Source organism: Azospirillum cavernae (assembly GCF_003590795.1).
Classification (GTDB): domain Bacteria; phylum Pseudomonadota; class Alphaproteobacteria; order Azospirillales; family Azospirillaceae; genus Azospirillum; species Azospirillum cavernae.
This window is the reverse complement of the sequence record NZ_QYUL01000002.1, coordinates 969,126-984,919: the sequence shown is the minus strand read 5'-3', so window position 1 is coordinate 984,919 and position 15,794 is coordinate 969,126. Positions and strand designations below refer to the sequence as shown.

Below are 15,794 nucleotides of genomic sequence, written 5' to 3'. Positions count from 1 at the left end.
GCGCAACAATTGGTCATAATCTGGAGAAAGTTTCGCAAAGCTGAGCTGCTACAGGAACGGTCCAGAGCCGCAACGCCCGGCCCGCTGGCGTTTTTGGCGAAAGCCGAAGCCGAACAAAGCCAACAAGAATCACCCCTGGGGAGAATGGTCCGATGAGTGAAGCCAACGCTTACGAACGCGACCTCGACCGCAACGCCGCGAATTTCGTGGCGCTGACGCCGCTGACCTATCTGGAGCGCGCCGCGTCGGTCTGGCCCGACCGCACCGCCGTCATCCATGGCGCCGTCCGCCGCAACTGGGCGGAAACCTTTTCCCGCGTGCGCCGTCTGGCCGCCGCGCTGGCCAACGTCGGCATCGGCAAAGGCGACACCGTCGCCATGCTGGCCGCCAACACGCCCGAACTGTTCGAGGCGCATTTCGGCGTGCCGCTGACCGGCGGCGTGCTGAACGCGATCAACACCCGGCTCGACGCCGAGGCCATCGCCTTCATCCTGAAGCATGCCGAAGCCAAGCTTCTCATCGTGGACCGCGAATTCTCCGGCGTGGCGAAAAAGGCGCTGGCCCTGCTCGACGCGCCGATCCCAGTGATCGACATCGACGATCCGACCTATGTCGGCGGCGAGTTGATCGGCGACCGCGATTACGAATCCTTCCTCGCCGACGTCGGGACCGAACATCCCTGGATCCTGCCGACCGACGAATGGCAGGCCATCGCGCTGAACTACACCTCCGGCACCACCGGCAACCCGAAGGGCGTCGTCTACCACCATCGCGGGGCCTATCTGAACGCGGTGTCGAACGCGCTGTCCTGGAACATGGGCGACGCGCCGGTCTATCTGTGGACGCTGCCGATGTTCCACTGCAACGGCTGGTGCTTCCCCTGGACCATCGCCGTCACCGCTGGAACCAGCGTCTGCTTGCGTCAAGTCCGTCCCGACGCCGTGCTGAATCTGATCCGCGAGGAGAAGGTGACGAATTTCTGCGGCGCCCCCATCGTGCTGAACATGCTGAACAACGCGCCCGCCGCGCTGAAGGAGGGCATAAACCACAAGGTCAAGGTGATGGTCGCGGGCGCCGCGCCGCCCGCCGCCGTGATCGCAGGGATGGAGCGCATGGGCTGGGACGTCACCCACGTCTATGGCCTGACCGAATGCTACGGCCCGACCGTGGTCTGCGTCTGGCATGACCGCTGGAACGACCTGTCCATCGACGACAAGGCGGCGATCAAGGCCCGCCAGGGCGTGCGCGGCCCGATGCTGGAAGAAATCATGATCGCCGACCCGCACACGCTGGCGCCGATGCCCAAGGATGGGCGGACGATGGGCGAGATCATGATGCGCGGCAACAACGTCATGAAGGGCTATCTGAAGAACCCCAAGGCGACCGACGAAGCCTTCGCGGGCGGCTGGTTCCACACCGGCGATCTGGCGGTCTGGCACGCCGACGGCTATGTCGAGATCAAGGACCGCTCGAAGGACATCATCATCTCCGGCGGCGAGAACATCTCGTCCATCGAGGTGGAGGATGTGCTGTACAAGCACCCCGACGTGATGGAGGCCGCCGTCGTCGCCCGCCATGACGAGAAATGGGGCGAAACGCCCTGCGCCTTCGTCAGCCTGAAGGACGGCGCCAGCGCGACCGAGGCCGACATCATCGCCTTCTGCCGCGCCCACATGGCCCATTTCAAGGCCCCGCGCACCGTGGTCTTCGGCCCGCTGCCCAAGACCTCGACCGGCAAAATCCAGAAGTTCGTCCTGCGCAAGCAGACCGAGGAACTGTAAAGGGCGCGTTCGGCCCCTCTTTGCGGGCCGCCGTTTCCCCCTCCCTAACCCTCCCCCGCTGCGCGGGAGAGGGATGGGGAGGGGGCAAACTCCGCCCAGCGCTCCCACGCCACAAAAACACCACCACTCCCCCGAGGATCCCCGCCATGAAAATCCTCTGCGCCGTGAAGCGCGTCGTGGACTACAACGTCAAAATCCGGGTGAAGACCGATCAAACCGGCGTCGAGACGGCCAACGTCAAATTCTCGATGAACCCGTTTGACGAAATCGCCGTCGAGGAGGCCGTCCGCCTCAAGGAATCAGGCGCGGCGACCGAGATCGTCGTCGTCGCCGTCGGCCCGACCGCCGCGCAGGAAACCCTGCGCACGGCGCTGGCCATGGGGGCCGACCGCGCCATCCTGGTGCAGACCGACCTGGAAACCCAGCCGCTGGGCGTCGCCAAGGCGCTGAAGGCCATCGTCGCCAAGGAAGCCCCCGGTCTGGTCATCGTCGGCAAGCAGGCGATCGACGATGATTGCAACCAGACCGGCCAGATGCTGGCCGCGCTGCTGGGCTGGGGCCAAGGGGCCTTCGCCTCCAAAATCGCCGCCGCCAACGGCGAATTGACCGTGACCCGCGAGGTGGACGGCGGCATGGAAACCATCGCCCTGCCCCTGCCCGCCGTCGTCACCGCCGATCTGCGGCTGAACGAGCCGCGTTACGCCACCCTGCCCAACATCATGAAGGCGAAGAAGAAGCCGCTGGAGATCGTCGCCCCCGACGCGCTCGGCGTCGATCTGACCCCGCGCCTGACGGTTTTGAAGGTCGAGGAGCCGCCGACCCGCAGCGCGGGCGTCAAGGTTCCCGACGTCGCCACCCTGGTCGCCAAGCTGAAGAACGAAGCGAAGGTCATCCCATGAGCGTCCTCCTCCTCGCCGAACATGAACAGGGTCAGCTCAAGGCCGCGACCCGCAACGCCGTCACCGCCGCCAAGGCCATCGGCGGCGACCTCCATGTCCTGGTCGTCGGATCGGGCGTCGCCGCCGTGGCGGACGCCGCGTCAAAAATCGACGGCGTCGCCAAGGTGCTGGTCGCCGACTCCGCGCTCTACGCCCACCCGCTGGCCGAGCCGTTGAGCGCCCTGATCGTCAGCCTCGCGGGCGGCTACAGCCACATTCTGGCCCCGGCGACCTCGACGGCGAAAAACGCCCTGCCCCGCGTCGCCGCGCTGCTTGACGTCGCGATGCTGTCGGAGATCACCGGCGTCGTCTCGCCGCACCGCTTCGTCCGCCCGATCTACGCCGGAAACGCGCTGGCCACCGTCGAATCGGCGGATTCGGTCCAGGTGGTGACGGTGCGCCCCACCGCCTTCGACGCCGCCGGTGATGGGGCCGCCGCCGCGCCGGTCGAGGCGGTCGCCGCCGTCGCCGACCCGGCCCTGTCGCGCTTCGTCTCGGCGGATCTGTCGAAGTCGGAACGCCCCGAACTGACCGCCGCCCGCATCGTCGTGGCGGGCGGACGCGGCATGCAGTCGGGCGAAAATTTCCACCTGCTGGAGGCCATCGCCGACACGCTGGGCGCCGCCGTTGGCGCGTCGCGCGCCGCCGTGGACGCCGGATTCGTGCCGAACGACTATCAGGTCGGCCAGACCGGCAAGATCGTCGCCCCGGATCTCTACATCGCCGTCGGCATTTCCGGCGCGATTCAGCATCTGGCGGGCATGAAGGACAGCAAGATCATCGTCGCCATCAACAAGGATGAGGAAGCGCCGATCTTCCAGGTCGCCGATTACGGTCTGGTCGCCGACCTGTTCAAGGCCCTGCCCGAACTGTCCGCCGAGCTGTAACGCGCCCATGCCTGCGCCCTCTCCCGAACCGGGAGAGGGCGTTCTTCACCCCATTCTTAGGGAGGCGTCCTCATGACCGCCTATGTTCCGCCGCTCAAAGAGATCCGCTTCGTTCTCGACCATCTCGCCGGCATGGCCGACGTCGCGGCGCTGCCGGGTTTTGAGGACGCCTCCGCCGACATGGTGGACAGCATTCTCGGCGAGGCCGCCAAGATCGCCGAAAACACGCTGGCCCCGCTGAACGAGATTGGCGACCGCCAAGGGGCCAAGCTGGACGCGGCGGGCGTCGCCCGCACCGCCGACGGCTGGGGCGCCGCGTGGCAGACGCTGGTCGAGGGCGGTTGGAACAGCCTGCCCTTTGATCCCGAACAGGGCGGCATGGGCCTGCCCAACCTGCTGAACACCGCCGTTCAGGAGATGTGGCAGTCGGCCAACATGGCCTTCGCGCTCTGCCCGATGTTGACGCAAGGCGCCGTCAACGCCATGCAGCTCTACGCCGACGACGCGCTGAAGGCGATCTATCTGCCCAAGATGATTTCGGGCGAATGGACCGGCACGATGAACATCACCGAGCCGCAAGCCGGGTCGGACCTCGCCGCCACCCGCTCGCGCGCCGTGCCGAACGGCGATCATTACCTCGTCAGCGGCCAGAAGATCTTCATCACCTACGGCGACCATGACCTGACGGAGAACATCGTCCATCTGGTGCTGGCCCGCCTGCCCGACGCGCCGGCGGGGGTGAAGGGCATCTCGCTGTTCGTCGTGCCGAAATTCCTGGTCAACGCCGACGGCTCCATCGGCGCCCGCAATCAGGTCAACTGCGTGTCGCTGGAGCACAAGCTGGGCATCCATGGCAGCCCGACCGCCGTTCTGTCCTTCGGCGACGAGGGCGGGGCTGTCGGCTGGCTGGTCGGCCAGCCGAATCGCGGCCTGGAATACATGTTCACCATGATGAACCACGCCCGGCTGAACGTGGCGATGCAGGGGTTGGCCATCGCCGAGCGCGCCTATCAGCAGGCGCTGTCCTACGCCCGCGACCGCGTGCAGGGCAAGCCGCTGGGCTGGACCGGGAACGCCCCCTTCGCCATCGTCCATCACCCCGACGTGCGCCGCCTGCTGATGGGCATGAAGGCGCGGATCGAGGCGATGCGCGGCATCCTCTACACGGCGGCCGCCGCCGTGGACGTCGCCCACAACCACGCGGACGAGGCCGAACGCAAGCGCGCCGGTCTGCTGGTCGATCTGCTGACCCCCATCGCCAAGGGCTGGTGCACCGAAACCGGCCAGCTCCTGGCGTCGGACGGCGTGCAGGTGCATGGCGGCATGGGCTTCATCGAGGAAACCGGCGCCGCCCAGCATTACCGCGACGCCCGCATCACGACGATTTACGAAGGCACCACGGCGATCCAGGCCAACGACCTCGTCAACCGCAAGATCCTGCGCGACGGCGGGGCCGGGGCGCGCGCCCTGCTCGCCGACATCGCCGCGTTGGGCCGTGAGTTGGCCGACGGCGCCGACGACTCGCTGCGCGTCACCGGCCTCGCCCTGCTCGACAGCACGGTTCACGCGGGCGACGCGGTGGAATGGCTGCTGACGGCGGGGGCCGACGACGTCCGCGTTCCGGCGGCGGCCTCGGTCACTCTGCTGGAACTGCTGGGGCTGGTCGTCGGCGGCTGGCAATTGGCCCGCGCCGGGCGCGTCGCCGTGGCGAAGCTGGCCGAGGGCGATCCCGACACGGCGTTCCTGTCGGCCAAGCCGCTGACCGCCCGCTTCTTCGCCGACCATTTCCTGCCCCGCGTCGCGGCGTTGCGGACGACGGTGGTGGCGGGATCGGGTTCGGTGATGGCGCTCAGCGACGAACAATTGTTCGCGGCGTAAGCCACGCTTGTTTTTCCCTCTCCCAAAACGGGAGAGGGAAACTCAGGATCGCCCTTACAGCAGGGTTTCCAGCACCCGGTCCGGCGGGGTGTGGCCGTCGATGAAGGTCTTGATGTTGATGACGACCTTCTCGCCCATGTCGATGCGGCCCTCGATGGTCGCCGATCCCATGTGCGGCAGCAGGACGACGTTGTCGAGTCGCAGCAGCTTCGGGTTGACCGCCGGTTCATGCTCGAACACGTCCAGGCCCGCCCCGGCGATTTCGCCCTTGGACAGCATCTTGGTCAACGCCACCTCGTCGATCACCTCGCCGCGCGAGGTGTTGACGACGTAGCAATGCGGGCGCAGCAGCTTCAGCCGGCGTTCCGACAGCAGATGATAGGTGGCCGGGGTGTGCGGGCAGTTGATCGACACGATGTCCATCCGGGCCAGCATCTGGTCCAGGCTGGCCCAATAGGTCGCCTCCAGCTCCTGTTCCAGATCCGGGTGAACGCGGCGGCGGTTGTGGTAGTGGATCGACATGCCGAACGCCCGCGCCCGTCGGGCCAGCGCCTGGCCGATCCGCCCCATGCCGAGAATCCCCAGCCGCTTGCCGGTCATGCGGTGGCCCAGCATGGTGGTCGGCCCCCAGCCAGCCCATTGGCCGGACCGGACCAGCCGTTCGCCCTCGGCCAAGCGCCGGGCGGTGGCCAGCAGCAGCGCCATCGTCATGTCGGCGGTGTCGTCGGTCAGCACGCCCGGCGTGTTGGTGACGACGATGCCGCGCTCGCGCGCCGTCTTCAGGTCGATGTGATCGACGCCGGTGCCGAAGGAGGCGATCAGGCGCAGGCGCGGCCCGGCCTTGTCCAGCAACTCACGGTCGATGCGGTCGGTCACGGTGGGAACCAGCACGTCGGCGTTGGCCACCGCGTCCACCAACTGCGCGGCGCTGAGCGGCGCGTCGTCTGGATTGAGACGGGTGTCGAACAGCTCCATCATCCGGGTTTCGACGACATCCGGCAGCTTGCGTGTAACGACGACGAGCGGCTTTTTCTTGTCGGTCATCGAGCGGCGCCTCCCCTAACCTTATGACCGCGCCTGCGATGCGCAAGACGGCCTGCGGTTGCCATACCAAGCGGTTGTTTCACTGTCCAGATCGCTGTGACGAATGACCGCCCTGAAACCAGCGCGGCGGCCCGGTTTGGGCGGCGATCCTTGCCCCGACCAAGCCAACCTTACTATAGTGCGGCCCGGTTCCCCTGGTTCCAAGACCGATGTCCGTTCCAAAATCGCCCGCCCCTGATTCGGTGTGTTCCATGCCCGCTCGCCGCTTCGCCCTTGTCGCGCTGACCCTGCTCATCGGGGCCGGGTGCGGTTTGGCGTTCCCGGTCAGCGCCGCCGAACCGCGCAAGGAAAAGGATCCGACCCACGCCTCCGGCTTGGCGATTCCGCGATTCGTCACCCTGCGCGTCGGCGAGGTCAATTTGCGCTCCGGCCCCAACGGCAGCTACCCCATCGACTGGGTGTTCACCCGCAAGGAGATGCCGGTGGAAATCATCCAGGAGTTCGACACCTGGCGGCGCATCCGCGATTGGGAGGGCAGCGAGGGCTGGGTGCATCAAAGCGCGCTGGCCGGAAAGCGCGGCGCGCTGGTCATCGGGCAGGTGCGTTCCCTGCGCAAAGCCCCGCAAAGCGACGCGCCGGTCGTCGCCCGGGCCGAGATCGGCGTCATCGGCTCCCTGAAAAAATGCCAAGGCGACTGGTGCGAGATCGACATCAAGGGCTATCGCGGCTGGCTGCAACGGTCGGAATTCTGGGGAACCTACCCCGGTGAAAAAATCGAGTGATTTTACCCCGGTGTTATTGACGCTGCTCCATCATCCGGGCTAAACAACGCCCGCCGCCTTCACGACGCCGCACGGGCGCGCCAAGGCAAGGCCAGGAGAGATCACCGTGACCAGCAGCGACACGCCTGCCAACACCAGCTTAAGCACCCTAAGCCCAACCGCCGCCTGCATCGCCTTCGCCGGATCGCGCCGCATCGCCCTTGGTCCGCTGACCACGCTGGCCCGCGCGGTGAAGGCGCACAGCGACAGCGACGATTCCGCCCCCATCCTGATTTTTGAGGCCGCGACCAGCGCCCGGATCGAGTTGGACCTGCGCGGCAGCCTGGACGACGTGCTCGCCCGTCTGCCGCAACCCGTCCCGGCGGAGGCCGCGCGCAAGAGCGGGCCGGGCCGTCCCAAGCTGGGCGTGGTGTCGCGCGAAGTCACCCTGCTGCCCCGCCATTGGGATTGGCTGGCGACCCAGCCCGGCGGCGCCTCCGTCACCCTGCGCAAGCTGGTGGAAGAGGCCAAGCGGGCCAGCCTGGACAAGGACCGCGCCCGCCGCGCCAGCGAGGCCGTCCACCGTTTCATGACCGTCATGGCCGGTGATCTGCCCCAGTATGAGGAGGCCGTCCGCGCCTTCTACGCCCAGGACGCCGACCGCTTCAGCGCGTTGATCCAGGCTTGGCCGGAAGACATCCGCAGCCACGCCGCCCATCTGGCGGCGGCGGCCCTGCAAGGCGGCGAGGCGGCGACCCAAGCGGCGTGAGACGCGCGCGTGTGGATGGCCCCCTCCCCATCCCTCCCCCGCGTTGCGGGAGAGGGGGTTGGTTCCTTGTCGGCGTTCAGCGGAGTTCCCTCTCCCGCGTGAGCGGGGGAGGGTTCGGGAGGGGGAAAACGTCCCCTCACGCAAAATCCTCCGCCAGAGCCGCCCGCACCGCCTCCGGCATCACCGCGAGATGGCCATAGTTGGGGTGGGTGATCCCGACCATCACCGGCGCGCCTGGATGCCGGAAGGCGTCCACCTGCGCGTCGGTGAAGTCGAAATGGATGAAATGCACCGACGAGGTCTTGCCCGCCGCGTTGGTGCGTTCGACGTCGGCCTCGGAGCGGCCCGGAACGGTCTCGCCGCCGATTTTGATCTCCATATGGGCCTCGACGCCACCCAGCGCGCTCAACACGCGGTGGCGGCGGTCGGCGTCGTCGATCTCGAACATCACCGTGGCGACCAGTTCCCGCCCCTTGGGAATCAGGGGATTGTAAGCGCGCAGCTCGTCGGCGATCTGCTCCTCCCCGCCCTTTTCGATGCGCAGCATCTCGTGGATCTGCTGCCACATCGTTTCGTAATTCTCGAAAAAGAAGGTCGCGTGCGGGCCGACCGACAGGCGGCGGTTCTTTTTCAGCGCCACCAGCGCCTTCCGGCGCTCCGCCCGCTCGGCGGTGTATTGGGCCATCGGCAGGATGTCGGCGCGGGTGATTTCGGTCTTGGCGGCCATGGCTGGCTCCTGGTGGGTCCGGCTCAGACGGCAATGCCGTAGGCGCGGGCGAAGAGTTCGACGGGGTGCAGGTTTTCCAATCGGGGGGACGGCAGTTCAGGATCGGCCAACCGCTCGATCCCCTGCATGATGTGCGGCCCGGCGATTGGGCATTCCGACGCGACGAAACGCTTGCCCGAGGCCAAAGCCTGCGCGGCGACCGGCTTGCCGACCTTGAGCGCCAGCGGGAAATTCTCGGTCAGCACGCCCCAAGAGCCGCCATGGCCGGAGCAGCGTTCGATCACCTTCAGATCGGCCTTCGGGATCAGCCGCAGCATCTCCGCCGCCTTTTGCCCAATGTTCTGGGCGCGGGCGTGGCAGGCGATGTGCAGCGCCACCCCGCCCGGCAGCGGTTCCAGGCCGGGGGCCAGCCCTTCCTTGCGGGCGATGTCGACGATGTATTCGCTGACGTCGTAGGTCGCCTGGGCCAGTTTTTCGACCGCCGCGCGGTGGGGGGCACCCTTTGGCGCGATCAACGGCCATTCCAGCTTCAGCATCAGGGCGCAGCTCGGCACCAGGGCGATGACGTCGTAACCCTGGTCGATCCAGGGGGCGAGCGCGGTGGCGACCGTCGCCGCCTTGCCGTCCACCCGCGCCAGATCGCCCTGTTCAAGCTGCGGCATGCCGCAGCAGCCGGGATAGACCACCTCCGACTCGACGCCGTTCCGGGCCAGAATGGCGCGGGCGGCCATGCCGATGGACGGGTTGTTGTAGTTGCCCGAACAGGTGGCGTAGAGCACCGCCTTGCGTTTGCCAAAGGCCGGGGCGTCGCGATTCAGCGCCAGCGGTTCGGCCTTGGCCCGCATGGTCAGGGTTTTGCCGGTGAAGCGCGGCAAATGCGCGTCGCGGTGGACGCCCGCCACCTGTTCCAGCAGCGGGCGTGTCAGGCTGTTGGTCTCCGCCGAGGCCCAATTGGCGATGGCGGCGACCGGGCGCGCCAGTTCGCCGTTGCGGTCGGTTTGCGTCAATTGCTTGAGCGCAAAGGGAATCCCGTTCTTTTTCGCCTCGACCGCGCGGTAACGCACCATCAGATGCGGGAAATCCAACGCCCATTCGTGCGGCGGCACATAGGGGCATTTGGTCATGAAACACATGTCGCACAGCGTGCAGGCGTCCACCACGCCCTTGAACGCGTCGGACGGCACGCCGTGCAGTTCCGCGTCGCCCGCCTGATCCACCAGATCGAACAGACGGGGGAAGCTGTCGCACAAATTGAAGCAGCGCCGACAGCCGTGACAGATGTCGAAGACCCGGCGCACCTCGGCGTCGAGCTTGGCCTCGTCAAAAAAATCAGGGTTTTGCCAGTCGAGCGGATGACGGACCGGCGCCCCCAGGCTGCCTTCGCGCATGGAACGGTCTCCTCGGAGGAATGGGTGTCGCGGCGTCGGACGCGCAAGCCCCACCCCTCCCCCGCCGCCAACGGAGAAGGGGGACGGGGGAGAGGAGGACGGCGTTCCTCAGTTCAGACTGTCCAACGCCTTTTGGAAGCGCCCGGCGTGGCTTTTTTCCGCCTTGGCCAGCGTTTCGAACCAATCGGCGATTTCGTCGAACCCCTCGTCGCGGGCGGTTCGGGCCATGCCGGGATACATGTCGGTGTATTCGTGGGTTTCGCCCGCGATGGCCGCCTTCAGATTGTCCGACGTCGCGCCGATGGGCAGGCCGGTGGCAGGGTCGCCGGTTTCTTCCAGAAATTCCAAATGACCGTGGGCGTGGCCGGTTTCCCCCTCCGCCGTGGAGCGGAACACGGTGGACACGTCGTTGTAGCCTTCGACGTCGGCCTTCTGCGCGAAATAGAGATAACGGCGGTTGGCCTGGCTTTCACCGGCAAACGCGGCCTTCAAATTGTCTTCGGTCTTGCTGCCCTTCAACGCCATGACGGGGTCCTCCAGACGATTGCGCCCAGCGTCACCGTGCGTGCGTCACACCCGCGCGGGCGTGACGGGAATAGTGGCGCCAACCGTTGGTCGCGTCAACAATCTGGAAGAACTCTAAAGACTGCGCCAAGACGCCGCAGCGTCGCACAATTTGCGAATCAATCGCAAAAAGGAGCAGTCGCCGGGCTGGCGTCTTCGACCAAGCGGACGATCACGTCCACCCGCGCGATCCGCGTCCCCACCGGGGCTTTCGGCAGGGATTGCACCACCAGATGATCGCCGGGAATGTCTTCCAAGCGCCCGGTGTTTTCCAGGAAGAAGTGATGGTGTTCGCTGGTGTTGGTGTCGAAATAGGATTTGCCCGCTTCAACCACCACCTCGCGCAGCAGACCGGCCTCGGTGAACTGATTCAGCGTGTTGTAGACGGTCGCCAGCGACACCCGCAGATCGGCGGACAGCGCCTCGCCATGCAATTGTTCGGCGGTGACGTGGCGGTCGCAGCCCTCGAACAACAGCCGGGCCAACCCCAAACGCTGACGGGTCGGACGCAGGCCAACGCCGTTCAGACGGTCCAGGACCAGCTTGTAAGGGCGGTTGGCGGTCATCATGGGCAAAGCCCCCCTCAGCCGAACGGCGTCAATCGCGGGTCGCGCGGCGGAGGGTCGCTCCGTCACATTCGAGCCATTCTAAAGCCAATGGGCCGTGCGACGCAACACTGCGCGTCGCACGGCCCATTGGGGAAAGCCCTGAACTCACAAGCAAAAATCAGTAGCCGGACGCGATCCGCTCGATCAACTGCTTCACCGTCGGGATGAAACCGTCGGCGTAATAGGGATCGGAGGCGAAGCGATAGGCGTTGTGTCCGGCGAACATCAACTGATTTTCGCAATCGTCGGTGTGGCTGACCGCCTGGAGCGTCTTTTGAATGCAGAAGGAACGCGGATCGGCCTTCTTGCCGGTGGTCCCGGCGTCGTTCTGCATCCAGTTGGAGAAGCCGCAGGCCGACAAGCAGCCCATGCAATCGACCTGATCGCGCAGGATCTTGTCCGACTGTTCCGGCGTGACGAAAATCAGCGTGCTGTCGGGCGTCTTCAGGCCGGTGGTGAAGCCCTGGCTGAGCCAGCCTTCCGCCCGGACCTTGTCGGTTTCCGTGACGTAAACCGGGCGTCCGCGCGGGCCGACCGGGAATTCGGCGGAATGTTCGCCCACCGGCTTGGGCAGATAGGCGATCTGCCGTTCCGACCGCGCCATCAAATCGAGCAGGAAGGGGTTCTTGACCGCCGACGAATAGAAGCCGGTCGGCGAGAAGCGGTTGAGGAAGACGTCGCCCGGCTTCAGGTTCAAAAGCCGATTCTTCCACGCGGTGGAGATCGGGCTTTCCTGCGTCAGCAGCGGACGGGTGCCGTACTGGAAGGCGATCGGCCCCAGATCGGGGTTGTCGATCCAGTCTTCCCATTCCGACAGCCACCAGACGCCGCCCGCCATGACGATGGGGGTGTTGTTCAGGCCGAAGCTGTTCATCATCTGGCGCAGGGCCAGAACGCGGGGGAACGGATCCTCCGGCTTCTGCGGATCCTCGGAATTGGACAGGCCGTTGTGGCCGCCCGCCAACCACGGATCCTCATAGACGACGCCGCCCAGATTCTCGCGGAATTTGTTGTAGGCGCGCAGCCACAGCGCCCGGAAGGCGCGGGCCGACGACACGATGGGGTAATAATGCACGCCGTGATGAACGGCGATTTCGGCGACCTTGTAGGGCATGCCGGCGCCGCAAGTGACGCCATGGATCAGGCCCTTGGCCCCTTCCAGCACGCCGTTCAGGATGTGCTCGGCCCCGCCCATTTCCCACAGGACGTTCATGTGGATGCGGCCCTGGCCGTTCGACGCCTCGTGCGCCATGCGGGCCTGGGCGATGCCGCCCTCGATGCCGAAGGCGATCAACTCGTCATGGCGCTCGCGCCGGGTCTTGCCCTTGTAGATCTGCGGCAGGAGGTTGCCGTCTTCGTCATAGCTGTCGGCGTTGACCCCGGAAAAGGTGCCAACCCCACCGGCCGCCGCCCAGGCGCCGGAGCTTTCGCCGTTGGAGACGGCAATCCCCTTGCCACCCTCGACGAGCGGCAGAACATCCCGACCGGACATCGGCAACGGCTTCAACGCCTTCAACGAACCCTCCAAAAACCGAACGCGCGCCCAAACCAGGACGCCGGATCAACACGGCGGACACCCGACGACAAAAGGCCCCGTCGAAAACCGGACGGCTTCCGGCAGGGTGCGCCAAGCGGTTCTATATATGAGGAATCGGCGCTCCCTACGAGCGGATTCGAACCCTCACGCAAAAAACGTTCAGGATTTCCGCTCGTCGCGAACGGAAGAACCGGACAGTTCCGACTCCAAACGCCCCGGCGCGTCGGTGAAAATCGCCGCCACGCCCCAGTCAAACAGGGTCTTGGCCCGCTCCGCCTCATTGACCGTGTAGGCCAGAACCGCCCGCCCGGTGGCGCGGTAGGCGGCGATGGTCTCGGGCGTCTGCCATTCATGATTGACGTTGAAGGTCGCCGCGCCGACGCGGTCGGCGATGGCCGCCCAATCCTCCGGCTCCTCCCAAATCAGATAGCCGCGCGGGATTTCCGGCCACAGGCTTCGCGCCACCTCCAGGCAGGGGATCTCGAAGCTGGAGAACATCAGCGGGCGACCAGCGGGCCACAGGGCGCGCAGCGTTTCCAGCGCCACCGTGGCGGTCGCGACCTCTTGCCCCGGATAGGGTTTGATTTCCAGATTCAGGCCAAGCCCCAGCGCGTCGATCAGCGCCACCGCCTCTTCCAGGGTCGGCAGCGGTTCGCCCGCGAATTTCGCATCGAACCAAGTTCCGGCGTCAAGCGCGCGCAGGTCGGCGACGTCGCGCAGCGGCACCGGGCCGGTCCCGCTGGTGGTGCGGTCCAGCGTGTCGTCGTGGATGATGACCGGGCGTTGGTCGCGCGACAGCATGACGTCCAGTTCGACCCAGCGGGCGCCCTGGCGGGCGGCCTCGCGGATCGAGGCGAGCGTGTTCTCCGGCGCGTTTTCCTTGGCGCCGCGATGACCGATCAGGCGGGGAAGAGTCGACAGCATGGGTCTCACGGGAGTAAGAGCGATCCCTTTCCTAATGACGCAATCCGCCGGGGCGGGAAAGAGGAATGAAGGCCGTGCACAGCGTTTCCGATCTGGTGGCCGCCGGGCTGATGACCGCTGAGGCGGGCAAGGCCGTCGAAACGGTGGCCGAACGCTACGCCGTGGCGCTGACCCCGTATTTGCGCGACCAGTTGCAGGGGCGTACGCCCGACGACCCGCTGTACGCCCAATATGTCCCCTCCCCCGCCGAGGCGTACGCCACGCCGGAAGAGTTGGCCGATCCCATCGGCGACGTCGCCCGCAGCCCGGTCAAGGGCATCGTCCACCGCTACCCCGACCGGGTGTTGCTGAAGCCGCTGCACGCCTGCGCGGTCTATTGCCGCTTTTGTTTCCGCCGCGAGATGGTCGGCCCCGGCGGCGAGGCGCTGAGCGGGGACGAGTTGGACGCCGCGCTTACCTACATCCGGGACAACCCGTCGGTGTGGGAGGTCGTCGTCACCGGCGGCGATCCGTTCTTGCTGTCGCCGCGCCGCTTGCGGACGATCACGCAAGCCCTGTCCGCCATGCCGCAGGTCGGCGTCGTACGCCTGCACACCCGCATCCCCGCCGCCGATCCGGGCCGCGTCACCGACGAATTGATCGCCGCGTTGACCGCGCCGGATCTGGCGACCTGGGTCGCCGTCCACATCAACCACGCCGACGAGTTGACGGCGGAGGTCCGCGCCGCGCTGGCCCGTCTGGTGGAGGCCGGGATCCCGCTGCTCGGGCAAACCGTGCTGCTGAAGGGCGTCAACGACAATCCGGCGGCGCTGGAGGCGCTGTTTCGCGGCCTGGTCCGCAACCGGGTGAAGCCCTATTACCTGCATCACCCCGATCTGGCCGCCGGAACCAGCCATTTCCGAGGCACGCTGGCCGAGGGGCAGGCCCTGGTCAAAAGCCTGCGCGGGCGGGTGTCGGGCCTGTGCCAGCCAACGTACGTGTTGGACATCCCCGGTGGCCACGGCAAGGCCCCCGCCGCCCCGGCCTGGATCCAGGAAACGGACGAGGCCGGGGTTTACAGCGTGACGGACTTTACCGGCCAAACCCACCGCTATCGCGGCTGAGCCTCAGCGCCGCCGTGCCGAACAGCGGGTCGGGGTTGATGAGGGCGTTGTGAACCCCGACGACCGACGCGAAGCCGGTCCACAGGATCAGCGGCAGCCAGATCGCCGCGAGGCTGCGGTCGTCGCGCGCCACCAGCGCGATGGACGCCACCGTCAGCACGAAAAAGCCGACCGTCCAGCCCGCCGCCAGAATCGAGCTGCCCAAGGTGAAATAGACGGCGCTGAAGGTGGCGTAGATCACCCAGGTGACGGCCTGAAGCGCGATCACCGCCCGCCGGTGGCGGATCGGCCGCGCCGGGTCGAGCAGGCGCAAACCGCCCCAGATCTGAAAGACGTTCAGGGTGAACCACATCACCGGAAACACCCAGCCCGGCGGCTGCAACGGCGAGGGCTGATGCCCGGCGAAGGGCTGCCCGCCCCGCTCGACAAAGCCCCAGACATTGACCAGCAGCCAGAACAGCAGGGGCGGCCACCATCGTTGCCGAAGCGGAACGAAAGACGGGGGCGGCTTGGCGGGGGAGTGGGTCGTGTCGGTCATGCCCCGTCAGATGGAGCGTCAGGCCGACGGATCAAGCCCGCCAAACGCCCTCAATCGTTGGACGACAGAATCCTCGTGTTGGCCTCCGCCAACTCGATGGATTCGGTCAGCAGCGTCAAAATGCGGATGTTGTTGGCCAGGATGCGGGCGATTTCCGGGCGGGGATCGGCGGCGTAGGCCTGCATCCGCTCGATCACATCGGCGCGCACGGTTTTCAGAAGCTGTTCGGTGGTGGATCCGCTCGGATTGGCGGCGGAACGCAGAAGAACGGTCATGGCGTGCTCCCTCCCCATCTGCTGATTGCCCGTCAGTTGTTGAGAGGGGAGCGAACCGCCCCTCTCATCCTC

16 protein-coding genes are annotated in these 15,794 nt (G+C 66.6%); 7 read left to right on the top strand and 9 right to left on the bottom strand.

What is annotated here, in order from left to right; all coding sequences use genetic code 11:
- Positions 1–152: 152 nt before the first annotated feature.
- The 4 genes from D3877_RS15930 (at position 153) to D3877_RS15915 (ending at position 5,484) form a co-directional block, all read left to right on the top strand.
- Positions 153–1,781 (top strand): acyl-CoA synthetase, encoded by a 1,629-nt coding sequence (locus tag D3877_RS15930; protein ID WP_119831715.1) that lies wholly within the window; start codon positions 153–155, stop codon positions 1,779–1,781.
- 146 nt (positions 1,782–1,927) lie between these two features.
- Complete coding sequence (locus tag D3877_RS15925; protein WP_119831714.1) at positions 1,928–2,680, top strand: electron transfer flavoprotein subunit beta/FixA family protein; 753 nt, start codon at positions 1,928–1,930, stop codon at positions 2,678–2,680.
- Positions 2,677–3,606, top strand: coding sequence for an electron transfer flavoprotein subunit alpha/FixB family protein (locus D3877_RS15920; RefSeq protein WP_119831713.1), 930 nt, complete (start codon positions 2,677–2,679; stop codon positions 3,604–3,606). The genes D3877_RS15925 and D3877_RS15920 overlap by 4 nt, the downstream gene beginning before the upstream one ends.
- A gap of 72 nt (positions 3,607–3,678) precedes the next feature.
- Complete coding sequence (locus D3877_RS15915; protein ID WP_119831712.1) at positions 3,679–5,484, top strand: acyl-CoA dehydrogenase; 1,806 nt, start codon at positions 3,679–3,681, stop codon at positions 5,482–5,484.
- Positions 5,485–5,538: 54 nt separating this feature from the next.
- Here D3877_RS15915 and D3877_RS15910 read toward each other — a convergent pair whose 3' ends face one another.
- A complete protein-coding gene (locus D3877_RS15910; RefSeq protein WP_119831711.1) occupies positions 5,539–6,528 on the bottom strand; it encodes a 2-hydroxyacid dehydrogenase in 990 nt (329 codons plus the stop codon).
- Between the two features lie 251 nt (positions 6,529–6,779).
- Between D3877_RS15910 and D3877_RS15905 the strand changes: the two genes are divergently transcribed.
- Together D3877_RS15905 and D3877_RS15900 are read left to right on the top strand one after the other, a co-directional pair.
- Entirely contained in the window at positions 6,780–7,310 is a 531-nt protein-coding gene (locus D3877_RS15905; protein WP_119831710.1) for an SH3 domain-containing protein, read from the top strand.
- Between the two features lie 106 nt (positions 7,311–7,416).
- A complete protein-coding gene (locus D3877_RS15900) occupies positions 7,417–8,058 on the top strand; it encodes a DUF2239 family protein (protein ID WP_119831709.1) in 642 nt (213 codons plus the stop codon).
- A 136-nt stretch (positions 8,059–8,194) separates the two neighbouring features.
- Here the strand turns inward: D3877_RS15900 and D3877_RS15895 are convergent, their stop codons facing one another.
- From D3877_RS15895 to D3877_RS15870, 6 genes are all read right to left on the bottom strand, one after another.
- On the bottom strand, positions 8,195–8,785 hold the full coding sequence (locus D3877_RS15895; protein WP_119831708.1) for a DUF3501 family protein: 591 nt from the start codon (positions 8,783–8,785) through the stop codon (positions 8,195–8,197).
- Between the two features lie 23 nt (positions 8,786–8,808).
- The gene (locus D3877_RS15890; RefSeq protein ID WP_119831707.1) at positions 8,809–10,173 is read right to left on the bottom strand and encodes a heterodisulfide reductase-related iron-sulfur binding cluster; all 1,365 of its coding nucleotides are present in this window, start codon (positions 10,171–10,173) and stop codon (positions 8,809–8,811) included.
- Between the two features lie 108 nt (positions 10,174–10,281).
- Complete coding sequence (locus D3877_RS15885; RefSeq protein ID WP_119831706.1) at positions 10,282–10,698, bottom strand: rubrerythrin family protein; 417 nt, start codon at positions 10,696–10,698, stop codon at positions 10,282–10,284.
- Between the two features lie 158 nt (positions 10,699–10,856).
- Positions 10,857–11,303 (bottom strand): iron response transcriptional regulator IrrA, encoded by a 447-nt coding sequence (irrA, locus tag D3877_RS15880; protein ID WP_119832487.1) that lies wholly within the window; start codon positions 11,301–11,303, stop codon positions 10,857–10,859.
- A 160-nt stretch (positions 11,304–11,463) separates the two neighbouring features.
- Entirely contained in the window at positions 11,464–12,837 is a 1,374-nt protein-coding gene (locus D3877_RS15875; RefSeq protein WP_238474912.1) for an NAD(P)H-dependent flavin oxidoreductase, read from the bottom strand.
- A 204-nt stretch (positions 12,838–13,041) separates the two neighbouring features.
- Positions 13,042–13,806: a glycerophosphoryl diester phosphodiesterase gene (locus tag D3877_RS15870; protein WP_119831705.1), complete on the bottom strand. Its 765-nt coding sequence runs from the start codon at positions 13,804–13,806 to the stop codon at positions 13,042–13,044.
- Positions 13,807–13,871: 65 nt separating this feature from the next.
- On the opposite strand from D3877_RS15870, the gene D3877_RS15865 reads away from it, so the two are divergent.
- Positions 13,872–14,909, top strand: coding sequence for a lysine-2,3-aminomutase-like protein (locus D3877_RS15865; RefSeq protein ID WP_119831704.1), 1,038 nt, complete (start codon positions 13,872–13,874; stop codon positions 14,907–14,909).
- Here the strand turns inward: D3877_RS15865 and D3877_RS15860 are convergent.
- Entirely contained in the window at positions 14,878–15,447 is a 570-nt protein-coding gene (locus D3877_RS15860) for a TspO/MBR family protein (RefSeq protein ID WP_119831703.1), read from the bottom strand. The two genes, D3877_RS15865 and D3877_RS15860, sit on opposite strands and share 32 nt — an antisense overlap.
- 50 nt (positions 15,448–15,497) lie before the next feature.
- Positions 15,498–15,722 carry a histidine kinase gene (locus tag D3877_RS15855; protein ID WP_119831702.1) on the bottom strand — a complete coding sequence of 75 codons (225 nt, stop codon included), beginning with the start codon at positions 15,720–15,722 and terminating at the stop codon, positions 15,498–15,500.
- Positions 15,723–15,794: the final 72 nt, after the last annotated feature.